The following is a 17,657-nucleotide window of genomic DNA, read 5'->3' on the forward strand; positions in this document are numbered from 1 at the left end:
TTTGTCACAACTCCATTTTATGTTTGCCTCAGAATATTAAAAACATTACAAAATGGAAATTATCAAAATCGTTATTTTATCATTATCAGGTCTTTTATTACTCTTTGTCGGTGCAATGAGATTAAGTAACCCTATAAATGCCTTTTTAAAGAATTCAGGAATTAAACTTGAAAAAGAAGTTAACCTGTTAAACGAAATCAGAAGCGTTAGTTCTGTTCAGTTATTTGGCGGTATAATTATTTTACTGGGGACATTTATCCCTGAATTAACCTTTACATCATTTGTTATTGCAATTCTGATCTTTCTTGGATTTGCAGTTGGTAGATTTATCGGTATAGCTGCTGATGGAAAACCGAATAAACAAATAATCCAGGGGATCTTCTTTGAGCTTTTTTTAGGTGCAGCAAACGTCTTTGGGCTTTTATTTTTAAATGATCTCTAATGGTTGATGGTTGTTAGTTGATGGTTGTTGGTTGTTGGTTGATGGTTGTTGGGTTTGTCATCTCGAGCGCAGTCGAGAGATAGGATTTAAACTGAGCATTTAAAATTTAACCTTCAACATTCATAATTTCTAAATCGTAAATCGTTGTTTTAGTCATTAGCCATTAGCCATTAGCCATTGATCATTGATTATTGCTCATTGTTTATTGCTACGCTTTACAGGCATTTTTTCTAATTCAAACTTCTATATTCACTGGGACTTATTCCGGTCTTTGCTTTGAAGGTTTTGGAAAAGTGCTGAGAATATTCATATCCCAAAGCAAAAGCTATTTCACTAACTGATTCGGAAGAACGCAACAAGCGATTTTTAGCTTTGTTTATCAAAAAGTCATCAATATGATTCTTTGCGCTCTTGCCTGTTTCTTTTTTTAACAGGTCACTTAAATATTTGGAAGACATATGAAGTTCTTTTCCGCAATAGTCCACGGTGGGGATTCCAATGCGTAGCTGATTTTCGTCGGTGTAATAATCTTTCAGTAAATTCTCAAATTTTGCCAAAACGTCTTTGTTGAGATTGGTACGGGTATAAAATTGACGGTCATAATAGCGCGTGCAGTAATCCAATAACAATTCAATATTAGAGATGATCAGCTTTTGACTGTGACGATCAATAAGTTGGTGGTATTCTTTTTCAATTTTAGTTACCAGTTCATTGAGCGATTGTTTTTCTTCATCAGAAATATGAAGAGCTTCGGTTATATCGTAAGAGAAAAACGAATAATTATCGATCGATTTACTCAATCCGGATTTCCTGATAAGATCCGGATGGAACAACAAAGCCCAACCGGGGTCTTCGGCAGAAGATTGATGTCCGTCATAGCTTAGAACCTGTCCGGGCTTTATAAACAGCATGGAACCTTCATTAAAGTCATAGGAATTTCTGCCGTACCCCATACTCCCTTCAGTCTCATTCTTAAGGGTAATACAGTACATCCCGAAAGAGCAACGTATATGATGATATTCTGACCTGATATCAGCGTCTTTGAATCGGATGACCGATACCAACGGATGTTTTGGCTTGATCAATCCGAAGACATCATGCATATCTGAAATGCTTTCTATATGTACTATTTCTTGCACCGGTTTGGATTTATCAGGAATAAACATACTGTTTTTTTTAAAAATTTGCACTAGATCAAAAATGATTGACCTGTCATCTCTTCCGATAATTGCCAAAGTTTTTTAGCTACATCTTCCCTTTTTGAATAATCACTGCGTTTAGCGAAGCCTACTTTTCCCTTAAATTCATTGAAGCCCTGCGGACCAAGATATTCACCTCCTTTTATATCTGAGCTTAAAGCTGCAAAAAGAGAAGGTTTGGCAGCGGAAGCATTCGAGTTTAAAATGAATGGAGATAGGATCTTAAATGTATAATACTTCACTTTGGACATTTCGTCAAACAGACCTGAATCAGATCCACCGGGATGTACGGCAAGCGCGACTGTTTTTTTACCAGCTCTTTTTAGCCGCCTGTTCAGTTCATCGACGAACATTAAATTGGCCAATTTGGACTGACCGTATGGAGCATCGGGATCGTCCGTTTTTTCACAGTTTAGATCATCAAAGTGGATCTTTGCTGCCTTGTGTGCCAGACTACTCAAAGCTACTATACGGGATGCCGAACTGTCGGGCATTAACCCGATCAATAAATTGGTCAATAAGAAATGCCCTAAGTGATTGGTGGCAAATTGTAATTCCACTCCAACCTTGTTCTTTTTGCCAGAGTACACCAAAACACCTGCATTGTTAATGAGCACATTCAACTGCGGGTATTTGCTTTTGAAATTTTTGGCAAAAGTTTTTACACTTTCCAAATTGCTTAGATCCAATTGAAGGATGTCCAGGTCAGCAGCCGGGACTTTACTCAAAATTTCGGTTTTAGCCTTTTCGGCTTTGGCGATATTCCGACAAGCCATAATGGTCTTAAATCCATGCTTTGCCATCGCTAATGTAGTTTCAAAACCAATACCGTTATTGGCACCCGTAACGATGGCGATCCTGCCCTTTTGCGAAGGGACATTTTTCAAATTAAAATCCATAATGTTGAGTTTTAGATCCGTTATGAAGTAAATCTTCGCTCCACCTCTGCTTTAAGATTTCGGTTGAACGCCTGATAACCTTCCGCATATATTTTTGATAAGTTACCACCTGCCAGCCAGGTAATCCCTTTCATAATTTCATCAGACTGGATAAATCTGGTTTTTCCATCACCGGTCGATTCCACTTTGAAGTGGTGATTGTCTCTTATACCTCCCGGGCCTTTTTCAGCCCAGTAAAATTCTTTCCCCTCATTTACCGAAATCGTATGTTCGATAGTAGTTAGTTTCGTTTTCCTGGGATTGATCTGAAAAACGACGGTTATTTTAGTTTTGTCCTTGATCTCACCTTGAATATCTACCAGAAAAACTGCCCAATCCCTATAGGAGGCCGTGTCGGTTAAAACAGACCACACCTCTTCCGGTGTTGCATCAATAATGATATCTGTATAAATAGTACGGTGTGAGGCGCTCAGCTTTTCTACCTTGACATTTTCATTATAGGAAGTACTCATAATTTGAACTTATTTAGATTTTAGGTTAAAGAATACTGATCTCTGATGATGGCAACTTTATTTTTAAGTATCGGATTGCTTACACTTAAGGAATTAAATCTTCTTTAACCGTTTACTGAAGTCAAAATTATAACCCGTTAACTCAGCTCACGTATACATTTGTCTGAAGCTTGTATATATTTTCCAGTTTTGAGAAGCGGGCTGGGATCGTTTAAAAGTTTTATTACTTAAATCACATTAAAATGCCGTTTTTGGCTGTTACCGGAAGCGGTATTTCTTTTTCTTCCAGCATCTCTCTCAGATCAATTTCAATAGTTCGGCATAATGAAAGCATGGGAATATCATTAGCCATTCCCTGAAAAGGATTTTCGGAGTAATCGCCGATGACTTCCATCATTACATATGTCCAACTAATTAAGGCTGTAATAGGGATGGACAACCAGAAGCCCCAATCCCCTAATTTCATTAATTCGGGAATCATGGTAAACGGCAAAAGGAAAACAAAAATTCCAACAAAAACCCGACTCATATTTGCATAATTACGGGGGAGTGGAAATTTCTTGATGCGTTCGTTTTTCCCCTGAAGGGTATAAAAGCTTTTGAGGACATTTTCCATTTCCATATGGCGAAAATCGTCAATAAACCCCTCTTCCCGCAGCATTTTTAAATCCCTCGATTGCTGATTGATTATTTGTGTAGCTGTATTGGTATAATTGATCAATCGGTCGTGCTCATCTTCTTGCAGGAAGAGTCGTAGTTCGGTTCTGGTTACTTCATCATCTACCAGTCCAATACCAAATTTCTTTTGATAGTGTCTGGCTGTTCTGGCGACGCGCCCTCCCTGGCTGACATGCTCCCACGGTGTAGCTACCAATAATTGACTACGATGTGCATATAACCATGCTATATGCCTGTGGATTAGCCGCTTCTTGATTTGGTGAATTGCCGATTCACTTGCTTCGGATTCTCTGAAAAGATTGGAAATATACCCATCGACCATCATTCCCCAGCTTCGACTGTCATTAACAATACCTCCCCAGATTTTTCGGGCTTCCCACATACGGTCATAAGCACTATTGTTTTTAAATCCGACATAAAATGCAACGGCAGTACCTATAACAGAAACAGGCAACCAGGGAAGCGATACAGGAATTATCTCAAAAGCATATAGGAAAGCAATAAAGCCTGCTACAAAAAGTAACCACAAAATATGCTGCCATGTCCAAATGATAATTTGTAATGGTGTTATATTCTTATTGACCAACATTTAGATTCAATTTTATTTCATTCACCCTGGAAAGATGTTTAAGCATATTCCAGGATATCTCTATTTTCTAAAATTTCACTTTTCGCACCGTTTAATCCGACTTGAAACATAGCAGCTGCCAGTTCGGTCGACTTAATACTGCTATTAGATCCTGCTAATCTTAGCAATGGATAGAGTATTCTTAAGATGCGGTACATTAAATTGGGTTCTTTACGGGGAGTTACCGGATAAATGTATCCCGGCCTGAAAGTGTGAAAGTCCAATCCCAGTTCAGAGATCAGAATTTCGGCCATCCCTTTATATCTGGCAAAGGAGGCACTACTTTTTTCGGTGCGATCTGCTCCCGCGCCACTTAAAAAACAAAGCCTGGCATTTGGATTGCCTCTTTTTACAGCTTCTGCAAATGCGATAGCATAGTCAACGGTTATTTCCCTGAATTTTTTGCCAGGTACCTGCCCGGTATAAACCCCGATACAGAAAAAGGCAATATCTACGCCATGAAACAGATCTTCCTGCCGGGAGTAATCTGTAAAATCACTGATGATCACTTCGTTTAGCCTGGAATGTTCCTTGTTCGTTCTTGTACGGGCCAAAGAAGTCACTTCAACAATTTCTGAAGAAGACAGACAGTGTTCCAAAACCAAATTACCTGTCATACCCGACGCACCCGCTATAATTACTTTTTTCATTTAAAATTGATTAATGTGAAGACAGAGACAAAAACAACCTTTGAATTTTTGCTGACAACTCCATAATACGAAAATAAGCCGCATTGGTTAGATGAATGTATACATTTTTCGGAAGCTTGTATATATTTTCCAGAATTGTGTCTTTAAGATAAATAAATTAATAAAGATTAAGTTTATTGGAGTGTGGTTGTTGGTTGCTGGTTGCTGGTTGATGGTTGTTGGTTGTTGGTTGTTGGTTGTTGGTTGTTGGTTGATTGTTATTAGCGGTTAGTATTAAGTATTGAGTACAAAGTATTGAGATATGCTTGTTTGATTTGTTGATTTGGAGATGAGTTGATTAAGGAATTTGGAATTTGGTTGCTGGTTGTTAGCTGTTAGTTGTTGGATTTGTCATCTCGAGCATCTCGACTGGCGCCTCCGCTAAAGCTTTTGCGGCACGTGGGCGCTCGATACAGGCTAGTCGAAAGGTGGTATTTAAACTGAGCATTCAAAATTTGACATTCAACATTCATAATTCCTCAATCGTAAATAGTTTTTTAGCCATTAGCCATTAGCCATTAGCCATTAGCCATTGTTCATTGTTCATTGATCATTGTTTATTGTTCAATGTTCATTCAAAATCCCTTTTATGAAGATCAGTAACAATTAGGATCGGAATAATCTAATTTTTAAATTGCGTGCATCGATTTGATCAGGTTTTAGCGACTGATCAAAATATACTGTTAGCGACCATATAGCATAAAATGGAATTTGAAGAAAAGGTTATAAAATATAAAGATCGAATTGTTTTCATTAAACTATCAATGCCTCATTTTGATAGAACTTTGAAGCAATATGTGGAAGATGAGGCATGCTTTATGTTTGTTAACAGGGGAGAGGTCTCCATTCGCTCTCAGGAAGATTATATTACGCTAAACAGAAATAAGGGCTTACTTGCCAAATGCCTTAATTATTTTTTTGAGCCCAGTGAAGATCAAAGCAAATGTGATGATGGAATAGAATCGGTCGGAATATTTTTGTATCCGTCATTGGTGGAGGAAGTTTTTGAATTCGATATTTCGAAATCAAATTATTCACTCGATTTTAACCTTAAACAAATAGAAATTGACAGATTGCTGGAAAATTATCGTGAGAGTATCAATATTCTCCTGGATAATCCTGAGCTGGCAGATGTCCATATGATAAAAACAAAGTTGAAAGAATTTGTTTTGCTGATGACCAAATCGCAACAGGCTCCTTCTCAATTGGATTTTTTGGCCGCTTTGTTCAAGCCCAATGAGGTAGCCTTTAAATCGACGATCCGTCATAATTTATATGCAAACCTGTCATTGGATGAATTAGCGGCACTTTGCCACCTGAGTACTTCTTCCTTTAAAAGAAAGTTTAAAGAAGTTTTTAATGATAGCCCCAAAAAGTACATTACAAAAAAGAAAGTCGAAAAAGCAGCTGAATTACTGAAAGCAAATGATCTGCGGATTTCCGATATCGCATATGACGTCGGATTTGACTCTTTGGCTACTTTTAACCGGAATTTCATCAGTTTGTATGGAAAATCACCTTCGGAATATCGCTTGAGCTAAAATGAGAAGCCTTTGAGCTGAAACGAGATAATGCACCTTCCTCTTTTCATGACTTTTGTTCCTGTAAAATTAAAAGAACAAGATCATGAGAAATTCAAAAGTATTAAAGACCTTTTTGGTAGTTTCGGGATTACTACTCACTTTTATTGGTAGCGCCACACTTTTCATGCCTGTGGAAATGAAGGGCGGTTCCGGAATCGATATTACCGGAAATATCAGTGTAATAAACGATGTCAGAGCCTCCAGTGCGTTGTTTCTTGCTATAGCCGTGCTCACAATACTGGGAGCATTCTTAAAAAAACTGACCTATACATCCTCCCTGGTTTCATCCCTCCTGTTCCTCTCCCTTGGAGTTGGCAGGCTCATTAGTATTCTGGTAGATGGAATGCCCGTAGATGGCTTGGTTAAAGCTACCGGATTAGAGTTCATTCTCGGGATTACCGGGGCAATTCTCTTTGCAGTATATCGCGACAGAAATTAATAAAACTTCATATTTAAAATAAAGTAGCATGAAAAAATCAAATATTAAAAACAGAGTTATAATGATTACCGGTGCCAATGCAGGTATAGGTAAGGATACTGCCCGTCAACTGGCATTGTTGAAGGATACGGAAAAGATCTATCTGGCCTGTAGAAACAGGGCAAAGGCTGAAGCCGCAAAAAGATCTTTGGAAGAATCTACAGGGAGAACAATTTTCGAGATCCTGATCATGGACGTTTCAGATCCCGATTCCGTAAGGAATGCAGTTAAAGATCTGGATGAAACTATAGATGCTTTGATCATGAATGCCGGAGGAATAGGAGGTAAAAATCCGGAAAAACTGACAAAAGATGGTGTTACGAACATTACGGCTGTTAACCTCCTGGGGCATGTTGTATTGGTTGATGAATTGCTGAAAGCAGATAAATTAAAGAATGTAGCACTATTCGCCAGCTCGGAAGCAGCAAGAGGTATTAAACAGACAGGAATGAAACGCCCTGATCTAAAAACTTCATCGGTAGATGAGTTTATTAAGTTATTTGACGGATCCTTGTTTGAAAATAGTTTTGACCCCATGCAGGTATACGGAGCTATAAAATACGGCGGTACATTATGGATGTCGTCTATGGCGAGAAAATATCCTGACATTAAATTCGTAAGTATGAGCCCGGGAGGAACAAGAGGTACGGAAGGATTTAACGATTTGCCGTTTATTAAACGGATCATGTTCAAATATGTGGGAATGCCCATCATAATGCCTTTAATGGGTTTATCTCATAGTTTGGAGAAAGGAGCTAAAAGATTTGTTGACGGGATCAATGATAATTCTTTGGAAAGCGGTGTTTTTTATGCGAGTAAGGAAAATGTACTTGTAGGACCCGTAATAGATCAAAGTACTATTTTCCAAAATTTAAAAAACGAGATCTATCAGGACAATGCCTATGAAGCAATTCATAAATTTATCTGATACCTGTCAGGCCTGCCTGCTACCAGCAGGCAGGTTTTTAATTAGATCACCTGATTATTTACATCAGGTGAAAAAAGAATGCATATTAAAGCCTGCTATTTAGAAAACTCAAAATGAGTACCTGTACTTTCAGTAGCTCTGCAGTATTGAACAAACACTATCGATATCAATCCGGTGATAAAGAAACCCGCAAAAAGCGGAAGTGCTGTCGTATCCATAAAACTACCTATAAGTGCAGCTATGGGAACAGCTATGATGGTGGATACAAAACCACTGATAGCAGATCCGATCCCTGCAATATGCCCCAATGGTTCCATGGCCAGGGCAGATAGGTTCCCGAACAAAAAACCGAAAGTGAAAAATTGGAGGACAAAGAATCCCAGAAGGGTATAAACACCAGGGTTTGATGAGCTGTAGAACAGAATAAGGTAGACTAATGGAACTAAAGTAAAAAAAACGGAAGATATAATAACCATTTTTTTCATTCCGTATTTCACTACGTAGGAACCATTCAAAAAGGTAGAAATCCCCACTGTTAAGGCAATTGCCGCAAATAGGTACGGAAACTCATCTGTCATCCCGTATTGTTCTCCGAATATCTTTTGGGCGGTGGAAAGGAAGACCAGAAAAGAGGCCGTTACAAAACCGAGAATTAATGTATTGACCACTGCCTGTTTATATTTAAAGAACTCCTTAGTACCCTGTGAAAAGAGTTTGATATTGAACTTTACCTTGTTTTCGGGCTTTAAAGTCTCTTTTTGCCTGATGGCAAACCATATTACAACTATTACGGAGATTGCGATTTGGGTGTAGAAAATGGATCTCCAGCCCATGGTGTCTAGCAGGAATTTCCCCAAAGCCGGTGCAATGGCGGGAACCAGGATGAATATAACAGTTACAAAAGACATTATCTTGGCCATATAATCCCCGCTGAAGCTATCCCTTACAATAGCAACGCTTATAGTTCGTGGTGCTGAAAGACCTATTCCCTGTAGTATCCTGCCCAATATCATAATTTCCAGACTTGGAGCTGTTGTGCATATGATACTGGCAATTATAAAAAGGCTAAAACCAAAATAGATGACTGGTTTTCTTCCAAAGCTATCGGATAGAGGCCCCGATAACAACTGGCCAATACCCAGGCCAAGAAAGATCATGGTAACCAGTAATTGGTTGTCGTTCGTATCGGTGATGCCAATAGTATCACCTATAATACCCAGGGCAGGTAATAGTGCATCTATGGCCAATGCTACCAGGGACATTAATGAAGCCATCAGGGCAATAAATTCCAATTGTGATTTGCTGTGTTTTTCCATCTTATCTTTTGTATTAATATGGATAAAAGAGTTTTAAAGGGATCAATAGACTTTCTACTGCCTTTGCTTTTTATTTACTGTTCTCGGAAATTGTTTTTCTATCCTCCGTGGATGATGTCGAAAGCCATTTTTTGTATGTATACCGGAAGGTCGCTATAATTTTCCCAATCCTTGTACTTTGGCATTTTCAAGGTTTCTTTTAATTTGAATATTCCGGGTAATAGCCCATGAGGATCATCGCTGTTAAGACTTTGGATCTTTGGGAGCAGTTCACTATAAAGGTCATTGAGAAAAGCGGCCGTGCGCTCCAATGGCTCCGTATCGGTTCTGCTGGAATGTACATTTACGGCATGGTTGAGGTTCCATGAGACAAGAGTATTCAGAATATGCCGGGTACCCAACAAATTGGTATGACTTAAGAATATTCCGGGATTCAAACCCTGATCGACATACATATCGGCCGTTACTGCTATTTTTTCTCTTGGAAGGTATATTAGTGCAATTGCAGCTCCGTCACCGGCACCTGGATATTTCAACTCTACAGTGGTCGTACCCATATCCAGTGTCAGGTTCTGATCAAAAAGGATATCCACCTTGTCCGGGAACATATCCAGCGGATCCAGCCGCTTTAGATTCATAACATTCTTCTGTGCAATTATCCGGGCTTCCGTAAATACTTCGGAACCGCCGGTATGATCAAAATGTTCATGAGTCAACACGATTTTGGCGATCGGTTTATCGGTCAGTTTTTCGATCTCTTTTTTGAGGAGGGTTGCCCTGTGGGTGTTCGCGGGATCGGTTATCAGTACATCATTTTCTCCTTCCACCACCAAACTGGTATATCCCAAAAGACTGATAGCATATACATTCTTGTCGAGGTTAAGAACTTTAGCCTGTTGTGCGGAAACGGTAGTGATTACCATTCCCGCTACAAAAGCTATGATCAGTGATATTCTATTGTATTTCTTCATTTTTTTCAGGCTTTAGTTTCCGTGCCAAATTGAATACGCCATACGATCAACATTATCCGGAAGATTCTCATAACCTCTCCAGTGTTTAAATTCGGGTAATTCGATTGTATTCCTGAGCTCCTCAACACTTTTACCTTCCTGCAGGCCTGCCCAAACGGCATCAAACAATGCCTGGTGGAACCTGTAATCTTCTTCAAAGGCCTCCGGTGATGATTTTGGAGAATGAGAACTGATCACGGTATCGAACTCCAGGCCTTTATCATATACAGCTTTGAAAGTGTTTAACTGACCAAGCATATTACGGGCATACTGCCTGTGGTAATCCAACATTGTCCCCGGAAGATGCCAATCTGCTCCCAGTAATAAGCCACCGTCCTGTGGCATATGCACAACACTCATACAGAAGCTTTCGTTTGGCCCCAAATAGTGAAGATCTATGTATTTGCCCCCTAATTCGATCCTATGGTAATCTCCTTCGTACATTACATCCGGCAGTACAACCCGCTTTTCAAGATCCCTGTTCAATAGATCGGAGCAAAGCTGATGGGTGATAAACTCGGCACCTTCTTCCTTGAAGATCTGTCCGCCGCGGGCATGATCAAAATGGTCATGTGTATATACTACTTTTACCACGGGTTTGTCCGTTATCTTCCTGACCTCTGCCCGCATATCGGCAGCACGTTTCTCATTCACCGGATCCACTACCAGTACTCCTTCATCTGTTACGACCACCAAACTGTTGGTAAAGAACTGGAAGTATTGATATACACCGTTCTTTAGCTCTGTCATCATGGGCTGTGCAGGGTCAAAACCCAAACTTTCCTGTGCATCCTTCCCGCTCTTTTCGGCACTTTCTGTTTTTTCGGTCTTTTTATCGTCTTGATTTGTTTCGTTGGTAGCTCTGTCCTTACAGGAGGATATTGTTACCAACAAGACCATTGTAAATAATGCTGTTAATTTTTTCATTGTATCTGTATTTAATGTTTCTGGGTGTATACAACACCGAATTTCTCTTCGATTAATTTCTGGTCTTGCTCTCCGGAGTGATTCTGCCTTGAAGTTTCGGCAAAAAACTCTTCGGCCCAGTTTCCCGGGAATATGTAGCTGACAAGCCTCGCATTGACTTTTCCATTGTTCTCTATATAATGAGAGGTTCCTCTGGGACAGTGAACCGTATCACCAACATTCAAGTCAAACCAATGTTCACCGATCTTTGCCCGGACCGAACCCTCTATGACATGAAAGGTCTGATCTTCCCATTTGTGGTAATGATCAGGTACAAAACCTTTCGATTCTATAATTCCATCCGTTATCACATATTCGTTATTGGTTTGTTCTGCATTAACAATAATGTTGGTATACTCACCTTTGGACATCCAATACTTAGGGCTATCGTCTTTTTTACTTATCACCAGAACCTTGTTACTATTCTCTGTACTTCTTGCCATCTTTTTGCCTTTTAGTTGTGTTGAAAGCGTCTGAAACAGACCTTTCTTTATCATTATGGTACAAAAGTATTGAGCATGAATCATAGAGTTATGATCATTTTATGGGGAATAATGATGATTTTTCACTATATTGAAGAATTATGAAATTATTTGATGATCTGAATACATATTATCCCAGATTGAAAAATGGCCCGGAACCTTTGTGCGATGATTTTATCATATTCCGGCTGGAAGACATGTTAGCGAGTACAAATATGAAGGAGTTGTCCAAATATGCTGTACCGCACAGAAGAAACTTTTTTGAGATTACAGTAGGACTTAAAGAACCTAATGCCGCCCGTATTACGATCGGAAATGAGGGATTCACCAGTGCCAGCAACAATTTGGTGTTTGTTTCACCCACACAGGTATTCTCAATAGATTTTAAGGAACTGGAAAAACAAAATTTAAATGAGGGGTTCATCATTGCTTTTAAACCTTCATTCCTGATAAAGAAGAAGAGGAGTTTCGAAATTATAAACAGATACAGGTATTTTCATTCTCATACCTTTCCGCAGTACATTTTGGATCCGCAGCAACTGAATCCTGTTATAAGCTTGCTTGATAATATTTATCAGGAGTATACGAATGATAAAATATACGCGAAAGAGATCGTTATGGGGTTAATGGATGTTCTCCTTCATAGCTTTAATCGTGTTTTGAGCTTTAATTCGGATACTTATACATCAAATTCATCTGAGGGGATCGCGGCCAGATTTGAACAAAAGATAGTTGATGATGGTACCAGCCTGTCCTCGATTGCCCGGTATGCTTCGGAGCTCAACATAAGCCCGAACTATTTGTCTGAATCTGTAAAGAAAGCCACCGGTAAAAATGCAAAGCAGGTATTATTGAGTCACAAACTGATTATTGCAAAAAGCCTCCTGCAGCAACATGAAAAAAGTATTGCTCAAATAGCGGATGAAATGGGGTATTCCGAACCGACTAATTTTACAAAGTTCTTTAAACAACTCACAGGGATCACACCAAATCAATTCAGGAGTAAAAATCAATATTGATCATTGTTCAATGTTCATTGTTAATTGATCATTGCCCAATCGTAAATAGTTGCATCAGCCATTAACCATTAGCTGTTAGCTGTTAGTTGATGGTTGTCAGTTGTTAGTGGTTGGATTTGTCATCTCGAACGCAGTCGAGAGATAAGATTTAAAGGGAGCATTCAAAATTTGACATTCAACATTCATAATTCCTCAATCGTAAATAGTTGCTTTAGCCATTGCTTATTGATCAAATTGAAATTGGTTAAAAGCAAGAAAAGATAAATGATTCATATTCAAAAGTGATAATTTAGTTTAATAAGAAGTGTTATCCATTTGAAAATTAATAAAATACGTATATTCACCTGGATGAAGATTTTCCAGGGGATAATGGAATAGACAGTTTGTAATATTAAAATGAATAGTAGTATGTTATCAAAAAAAGTAGCGTTTCTGATCTTAGTTTTAATGACTTTTTCAACTAAGGCACAAGGTGAAATTGAAAGCATTAATAAAACTATATTAGAATATATTGAAGGTACTGCGAATGGAGAACCTGACAGGGTTAAAAATGCATTCCAACCGAATTTTCAATTATTTTTAATTTCAGCCGATACGCTTCGAATTATTGATGGTAAACAATACATTGCCAATATAGAAAAGGGTAAGAAGTATAACCGAATCGGCCGTGTGGTTTCAATTGATTATGAGAACAATGCCGCCTCTGCAAAAGTGGAAGTTTTTTTTCCGGAAACCAATCGTTTGGCAACTGATTATTTATTGCTGCTGAAAACTACGGAGGGATGGAAAATTTTACATAAAGTTATCAATGTGACTATTAAGAATGAGGATGATTTGAATGCCCTTCCGATAGAAAATGAAATTCAAAACATTGAGAAAACCATTCATCATTATTTTGAAGGAACAGCCCATAGTAAGGATGATCGTATTAAAATAGCTTTTTGGAAAGACCTAAATCTGTATTCTGTCAAGGAAGGTAAGATTAATGTTTTGCCGGGAGAAAAATATTTGGAATACTTCACCAAAGGGAAAAACTTCAACCGAATTGGGAAGATACTCAATATCGATCTCGAAAAGGATGCGGCATTGGTGAAACTTGAAATAAAAATGCCGGATCGAAATAGAATAGCCATTGACTATATGTTGCTTTTAAAGATAAATGATAGTTGGAAGGTAATCCATAAATCTTTCACTGATAAAAGTTTCTAAGGTTGATGGTTGTTAACAGTTAGTATTGAGTACAGAGTACAAAGTATTGAGAGATACGCTTGTTTGATTTATTGATTTGGAGATGAGTTGATTTAGGAATTGGAATTTGGAATTTGGAGTTTGGAGTTTGGGATTTGGTTGTTGCTCTTACGCTGAAGCTTCAGAGTATCTGTGTTGTTGGTTTCAAGCATTGTCCCCTTGAGGGGACCTTAGGGGTGTTACTCCTACGCTATTGCTTCGGTGTGCATAGGTGGTTGAGTTTGTCATCTCGAGCATCTCGACTGGCGCCTCCGCTAAAGCTTGTGTCTCCACTAAAGTTTCGACGACATGTGGATTGCGGCACGCGGGCGCTCGATACAGGCTAGTCGAGAGACGGGATTAAACTGAGCATTTAAATTCAACATTCACCATTCATAATTCCTCAATCGTAAATGGTTGTTTTGGCCATTAGCCATTGTTTATTGCTCATTGCTTATTGGTAATTGATCATTGTTAAAATTTATTTTCTTCTGAATTTCCTTCTTGTCCATTTTCCGTAGTATTATCAGACCTATAATGAACAATGGAAGGAAAATAAGGACTGTTGATAAGGAAGAGGATATTTGTTCGGAGAGAGTTGGATCCCCTACAGATTCTGTACCCGAACTCGTGGCGTCACCAAAACCCGGAAGCGAGCCAAACAAGAAGAAGAAATTGATTAGTCCGTGTGTAATTGCCAGTGGGATCAATTTATTTGTTTTTAAAAGGGCTACTCCAAAAAAGAATCCGATAAAAATTGCATAGATAGATTGTGCAATCACCTGGGGAATGTTATCGTTAATTGTCAGGTTCAGCAAATGCACTGAACCAAAAAGAATAGCAGGAAGCAATACTCCCAGGAAGATGCCATTTTTATTCGAGTTGTATTTTGTTATAAAAAGAGGCTGCAAGAACCCCCTGAATACAAATTCCTCTGCAAAACTAACCAATGAGCAGGCAAAGAACAACAGCAATACGTTATAAATGTTTATTGACGACAGGTCTTTGCCTATAAAAGTCGAAATTCCAAGCGCAATGAGGTAGAAAGGAATAAGATTTATGTATTTAAAGGACCATTTGTATTTTGAGCTTAAACCGGATAGTGCTTTCTCTGTTAGTTTATAGGTAAGTATCAGGCCCATGAGGAAAATAAGGGACATTCTTAAGGCCAAAGTCAAATATTCAATCTGAAAAGTGGAGAAGTATGATTCCTGAAAAATCATATCAAAAGGTGTTTTTATGATAATGGCTATAGCTAAAGTTATTATGATCGCTAAAGCAAATGAAGGGATTCTTTGTATCATCTTTTAGTTACGTTTAGAGAGACGACGAATAAGCCTGATGATTGTTACTCTTACGCTGAAGCTTCAGAGTATCTGAGTTGTTGGTTTCAAGCATTGTCCCCTTGAGGGGACTTTAGGGGTGTTACTCCTACGCTATTGCTTCGGTGTACATAGGTGGTTGGATTTGTCATCTCGAGCGCAGTCGAGAGACGGGATTAATCTAAGCATTCAAAATTCAACATTCACCATTCATAATTCCTCAATCGTAAATCTAAAACCGTAAATCGTAGATTAGGATTACCTGTTGGTGATCCAGACAGTGCTCCGTAGTCTAAATGGAAAGCTGCAAACCCCTGGTTTGTTTGCTTTTTTTATTTTTATTTCGGGTTCCTGAGCAAGCTCAGACCTCATTCAATAAAAAAAGCCCACCTTCAGTGAGCTTTCCATTCTTAAGTGACCTCGGCAGGATTATTTTATGATCACTGCAAAGCTCCGCTTTGAAAATAGTCCAAACAAAAAAACGCTCAAGTAAACTTGGCGTTTTTTCTAATTGAACTATTTATTTGTGACCTCGGCAGGATTCAAACCTGCAACCTTCTGAGCCGTAATCAGATGCGCTATTCAGTTGCGCCACGAGGCCGTTTTTTAATAAATGCGGGTGCAAATATATTTCATTTTAAAACTTTAAACAAAATAAAACAGGAGAATATTTTAAAAGAAAAGATTTAAATATCCTTTAATCAGGGCCTTCCCAACCTAAACCGAAGAAAGTGAATAAAATAGGAGAGAAGAAGTACCCGTATGGAGAAAATGTGCTGACTAAGGAATTTAATCTTCAGTACCAATACCCAGAACTTTGTTCTTGTATTTAAGATCTTTTTCGGCGGCTTTTTTCCTCTCCAGATATACATCGAGAATGGCCTTTTCTATCCGTGGATTCTGATACCTACCGTTAAATACATGACTGATCATTTTATCGCTGTAAGGCGTTCCCTTTCTGGAAGTAACGCCTGCTACGGCAAGCTTGCGTTGCACATCTGCAATATAATCTCTCCTTAGTAGTTTTTTCAATTTATTTCTTTGATCGTAACTAATCATTTTTTAAAACGAATCTTACTATTAGTTATATTATAATTATTAAATTGCGAGATAATATCGATACTAATTTATAAATTATAATCTACAAAAGCAAATTTTTTGTCGATTAATTTAGATTTCTTATGAAAATAGTTGATAGAATAAAGCTATTCATAGAATATAAAAATGTCAGCCTCCGTAAATTCGACGAGTCTATCGGTATGAGTAAAGGTTATATGAGTCGTCAGATAAAGTCCAATGCATCGGTGGGAGGAGATGTATTGGAGAAAATAATCGACACTTATCCGGATCTTAACCCGATCTGGTTACTACAGGGAAAAGGAGAAATGGTCCTTCCTCCTAATGTGATCAACGAGCAGGGTATAGGTTACAGTTCGGCTTCCGATGCTTTTGCAAACACCCTGCTTCAATACTTCGATCACCCGGAGATCCGTAAAAAAATAGGCGATATTATCGACCAGCATCTGCAGGATAAACAGGATTGATTTCCCAATCGTTAAATCTTATTAAATTACTTTTCATTACAGTTTTATATTGTGTTATTTGCAGTATGGACTTAGAAAATTTTATCAGAGATATAAAAGATTTTCCCAAAGAAGGGATCGTCTTTAAAGATATAACTCCGCTTCTGAAGGATGCGGAAGCACTAAAGAATACAAAGGAAGCCCTGCTTGAACTTCTTCAGGGGCAGAAAATCGATAAAATAGTGGGAATAGAGAGCCGTGGTTTCTTTTTTGCCACCCTGCTGGCCCAGGAACTCAATGCCGGATTCATTCCGGTCAGAAAACCCGGGAAATTGCCTTACGACCGTATATCTGAGTCCTATGAACTGGAATATGGTACCGATGCCCTGGAAATGCACGCAGATGCCATCCAGAAAGGAGACAGAGTGCTTATCCACGACGATGTCCTGGCTACAGGAGGAACGGCAGAAGCGGTGTGTAAACTTGTTGAACGGCTAGGAGGAGAGATCGTACAATGTAATTTCCTTATTGAACTCGGCTTCCTGAACGGAAGAGAGCGTCTTCCCGGGAAAGATGTAAAAGCCTTACTTACTTATTAATCCAAAGCATTACGGGTTACATAATAGCGCCATCCGATGATGGCCAGTTGTAATTTTGAAGCTTTAGACAGATCCAGCCTCCTTTTGGTATAGGAGGGGAGGATGGCCTTATTTATAACCGAAAGTATCCTGAACAGGGTTCGTTTCATTCTGGGTT

At 38.7% G+C, this 17,657-nt stretch carries 20 protein-coding genes and 1 tRNA gene; 8 read left to right on the top strand and 13 right to left on the bottom strand.

The genetic code is table 11. The features are described from left to right. Window positions 1–52: 52 nt before the first annotated feature. A complete protein-coding gene (locus GWK08_RS18185) occupies window positions 53–442 on the top strand; it encodes a DUF4345 family protein (protein ID WP_163608669.1) in 390 nt (129 codons plus the stop codon). Window positions 443–672: 230 nt separating this feature from the next. On the opposite strand, the gene GWK08_RS18190 is transcribed toward GWK08_RS18185, so the two are convergent. The 5 genes from GWK08_RS18190 to GWK08_RS18210 all read right to left on the bottom strand — a co-directional run bounded on the left by GWK08_RS18190 (window position 673) and on the right by GWK08_RS18210 (window position 5,008). Beyond that, window positions 673–1,581 carry a helix-turn-helix domain-containing protein gene (locus GWK08_RS18190; protein WP_317168165.1) on the bottom strand — a complete coding sequence of 303 codons (909 nt, stop codon included), beginning with the start codon at window positions 1,579–1,581 and terminating at the stop codon, window positions 673–675. 50 nt (window positions 1,582–1,631) lie between these two features. Next, window positions 1,632–2,540, bottom strand: coding sequence for an oxidoreductase (locus GWK08_RS18195; RefSeq protein WP_163608670.1), 909 nt, complete (start codon window positions 2,538–2,540; stop codon window positions 1,632–1,634). 20 nt (window positions 2,541–2,560) lie between these two features. Then, a complete protein-coding gene (locus GWK08_RS18200) occupies window positions 2,561–3,052 on the bottom strand; it encodes an SRPBCC domain-containing protein (protein ID WP_163608671.1) in 492 nt (163 codons plus the stop codon). Window positions 3,053–3,284: 232 nt separating this feature from the next. After that, complete coding sequence (locus GWK08_RS18205) at window positions 3,285–4,319, bottom strand: bestrophin family protein (protein WP_163608672.1); 1,035 nt, start codon at window positions 4,317–4,319, stop codon at window positions 3,285–3,287. Window positions 4,320–4,357: 38 nt separating this feature from the next. Continuing rightward, window positions 4,358–5,008 (bottom strand): NAD(P)H-binding protein, encoded by a 651-nt coding sequence (locus GWK08_RS18210; RefSeq protein WP_163608673.1) that lies wholly within the window; start codon window positions 5,006–5,008, stop codon window positions 4,358–4,360. An 803-nt stretch (window positions 5,009–5,811) separates the two neighbouring features. Between GWK08_RS18210 and GWK08_RS18215 the strand changes: the two genes are divergently transcribed. From GWK08_RS18215 to GWK08_RS18225, 3 genes are all read left to right on the top strand, one after another. Then, complete coding sequence (locus GWK08_RS18215; RefSeq protein ID WP_204336099.1) at window positions 5,812–6,588, top strand: helix-turn-helix domain-containing protein; 777 nt, start codon at window positions 5,812–5,814, stop codon at window positions 6,586–6,588. Window positions 6,589–6,673: 85 nt separating this feature from the next. Further along, window positions 6,674–7,069 (top strand): DUF4345 domain-containing protein, encoded by a 396-nt coding sequence (locus tag GWK08_RS18220; protein WP_163608674.1) that lies wholly within the window; start codon window positions 6,674–6,676, stop codon window positions 7,067–7,069. Between the two features lie 28 nt (window positions 7,070–7,097). Further along, window positions 7,098–8,036, top strand: a complete 939-nt coding sequence (locus GWK08_RS18225; RefSeq protein ID WP_163608675.1) for an SDR family NAD(P)-dependent oxidoreductase — start codon at window positions 7,098–7,100, stop codon at window positions 8,034–8,036. 95 nt (window positions 8,037–8,131) lie between these two features. Here GWK08_RS18225 and GWK08_RS18230 read toward each other — a convergent pair whose 3' ends face one another. The 4 genes from GWK08_RS18230 to GWK08_RS18245 all read right to left on the bottom strand — a co-directional run bounded on the left by GWK08_RS18230 (window position 8,132) and on the right by GWK08_RS18245 (window position 11,771). Further along, window positions 8,132–9,352, bottom strand: coding sequence for a multidrug effflux MFS transporter (locus GWK08_RS18230; protein WP_163608676.1), 1,221 nt, complete (start codon window positions 9,350–9,352; stop codon window positions 8,132–8,134). Window positions 9,353–9,450: 98 nt separating this feature from the next. Beyond that, complete coding sequence (locus GWK08_RS18235; RefSeq protein ID WP_163608677.1) at window positions 9,451–10,323, bottom strand: MBL fold metallo-hydrolase; 873 nt, start codon at window positions 10,321–10,323, stop codon at window positions 9,451–9,453. 12 nt (window positions 10,324–10,335) lie between these two features. Continuing rightward, on the bottom strand, window positions 10,336–11,289 hold the full coding sequence (locus tag GWK08_RS18240) for an MBL fold metallo-hydrolase (protein WP_204336100.1): 954 nt from the start codon (window positions 11,287–11,289) through the stop codon (window positions 10,336–10,338). 11 nt (window positions 11,290–11,300) lie between these two features. Beyond that, window positions 11,301–11,771 carry a cupin domain-containing protein gene (locus GWK08_RS18245; RefSeq protein ID WP_163608678.1) on the bottom strand — a complete coding sequence of 157 codons (471 nt, stop codon included), beginning with the start codon at window positions 11,769–11,771 and terminating at the stop codon, window positions 11,301–11,303. Window positions 11,772–11,911: 140 nt separating this feature from the next. On the opposite strand from GWK08_RS18245, the gene GWK08_RS18250 reads away from it, so the two are divergent. Together GWK08_RS18250 and GWK08_RS19305 are read left to right on the top strand one after the other, a co-directional pair. After that, window positions 11,912–12,829 carry a response regulator transcription factor gene (locus GWK08_RS18250; RefSeq protein WP_163608679.1) on the top strand — a complete coding sequence of 306 codons (918 nt, stop codon included), beginning with the start codon at window positions 11,912–11,914 and terminating at the stop codon, window positions 12,827–12,829. 408 nt (window positions 12,830–13,237) lie between these two features. Continuing rightward, window positions 13,238–14,038 (top strand): nuclear transport factor 2 family protein, encoded by an 801-nt coding sequence (locus GWK08_RS19305; protein WP_239524955.1) that lies wholly within the window; start codon window positions 13,238–13,240, stop codon window positions 14,036–14,038. 458 nt (window positions 14,039–14,496) lie between these two features. Here GWK08_RS19305 and GWK08_RS18260 read toward each other — a convergent pair whose 3' ends face one another. The 3 genes from GWK08_RS18260 to GWK08_RS18270 all read right to left on the bottom strand — a co-directional run bounded on the left by GWK08_RS18260 (window position 14,497) and on the right by GWK08_RS18270 (window position 16,410). Continuing rightward, window positions 14,497–15,360: a CPBP family intramembrane glutamic endopeptidase gene (locus GWK08_RS18260; protein WP_163608680.1), complete on the bottom strand. Its 864-nt coding sequence runs from the start codon at window positions 15,358–15,360 to the stop codon at window positions 14,497–14,499. Between the two features lie 545 nt (window positions 15,361–15,905). Then, window positions 15,906–15,979: transfer RNA gene (locus GWK08_RS18265), tRNA-Arg, on the bottom strand. Window positions 15,980–16,167: 188 nt separating this feature from the next. Next, a complete protein-coding gene (locus GWK08_RS18270) occupies window positions 16,168–16,410 on the bottom strand; it encodes a hypothetical protein (protein ID WP_163608681.1) in 243 nt (80 codons plus the stop codon). 149 nt (window positions 16,411–16,559) lie between these two features. Here GWK08_RS18270 and GWK08_RS18275 point away from each other — a divergent pair, with 149 nt between their 5' ends. Then, the gene (locus tag GWK08_RS18275; protein WP_163608682.1) at window positions 16,560–16,922 is read left to right on the top strand and encodes a hypothetical protein; all 363 of its coding nucleotides are present in this window, start codon (window positions 16,560–16,562) and stop codon (window positions 16,920–16,922) included. A gap of 65 nt (window positions 16,923–16,987) precedes the next feature. Continuing rightward, on the top strand, window positions 16,988–17,500 hold the full coding sequence (locus GWK08_RS18280) for an adenine phosphoribosyltransferase (RefSeq protein ID WP_163608683.1): 513 nt from the start codon (window positions 16,988–16,990) through the stop codon (window positions 17,498–17,500). On the opposite strand, the gene GWK08_RS18285 is transcribed toward GWK08_RS18280, so the two are convergent. Further along, window positions 17,497–17,649 carry an SsrA-binding protein gene (locus GWK08_RS18285; RefSeq protein WP_163608684.1) on the bottom strand — a complete coding sequence of 51 codons (153 nt, stop codon included), beginning with the start codon at window positions 17,647–17,649 and terminating at the stop codon, window positions 17,497–17,499. The genes GWK08_RS18280 and GWK08_RS18285 overlap by 4 nt on opposite strands. Window positions 17,650–17,657 lie beyond the last annotated feature (8 nt).

It is taken from the genome of Leptobacterium flavescens (assembly GCF_010671605.1).
Taxonomy (GTDB): domain Bacteria; phylum Bacteroidota; class Bacteroidia; order Flavobacteriales; family Flavobacteriaceae; genus Leptobacterium; species Leptobacterium flavescens.

Coding starts and splice junctions, on each gene's coding strand:
- GWK08_RS18225 (WP_163608675.1), top strand. CDS start 7,098: ATGAAAAAATCAAATATTAAAAACAGAGTTATAATGATTACCGGTGCC.
- GWK08_RS18280 (WP_163608683.1), top strand. CDS start 16,988: ATGGACTTAGAAAATTTTATCAGAGATATAAAAGATTTTCCCAAAGAA.
- GWK08_RS18240 (WP_204336100.1), bottom strand. CDS start 11,289: ATGAAAAAATTAACAGCATTATTTACAATGGTCTTGTTGGTAACAATA.
- GWK08_RS18245 (WP_163608678.1), bottom strand. CDS start 11,771: ATGGCAAGAAGTACAGAGAATAGTAACAAGGTTCTGGTGATAAGTAAA.
- GWK08_RS18285 (WP_163608684.1), bottom strand. CDS start 17,649: ATGAAACGAACCCTGTTCAGGATACTTTCGGTTATAAATAAGGCCATC.
- GWK08_RS18250 (WP_163608679.1), top strand. CDS start 11,912: ATGAAATTATTTGATGATCTGAATACATATTATCCCAGATTGAAAAAT.
- GWK08_RS18205 (WP_163608672.1), bottom strand. CDS start 4,319: ATGTTGGTCAATAAGAATATAACACCATTACAAATTATCATTTGGACA.
- GWK08_RS18210 (WP_163608673.1), bottom strand. CDS start 5,008: ATGAAAAAAGTAATTATAGCGGGTGCGTCGGGTATGACAGGTAATTTG.
- GWK08_RS18220 (WP_163608674.1), top strand. CDS start 6,674: ATGAGAAATTCAAAAGTATTAAAGACCTTTTTGGTAGTTTCGGGATTA.
- GWK08_RS18215 (WP_204336099.1), top strand. CDS start 5,812: ATGCCTCATTTTGATAGAACTTTGAAGCAATATGTGGAAGATGAGGCA.
- GWK08_RS18185 (WP_163608669.1), top strand. CDS start 53: ATGGAAATTATCAAAATCGTTATTTTATCATTATCAGGTCTTTTATTA.
- GWK08_RS18200 (WP_163608671.1), bottom strand. CDS start 3,052: ATGAGTACTTCCTATAATGAAAATGTCAAGGTAGAAAAGCTGAGCGCC.
- GWK08_RS18230 (WP_163608676.1), bottom strand. CDS start 9,352: ATGGAAAAACACAGCAAATCACAATTGGAATTTATTGCCCTGATGGCT.
- GWK08_RS18260 (WP_163608680.1), bottom strand. CDS start 15,360: ATGATACAAAGAATCCCTTCATTTGCTTTAGCGATCATAATAACTTTA.
- GWK08_RS18195 (WP_163608670.1), bottom strand. CDS start 2,540: ATGGATTTTAATTTGAAAAATGTCCCTTCGCAAAAGGGCAGGATCGCC.
- GWK08_RS19305 (WP_239524955.1), top strand. CDS start 13,238: ATGTTATCAAAAAAAGTAGCGTTTCTGATCTTAGTTTTAATGACTTTT.
- GWK08_RS18275 (WP_163608682.1), top strand. CDS start 16,560: ATGAAAATAGTTGATAGAATAAAGCTATTCATAGAATATAAAAATGTC.
- GWK08_RS18235 (WP_163608677.1), bottom strand. CDS start 10,323: ATGAAGAAATACAATAGAATATCACTGATCATAGCTTTTGTAGCGGGA.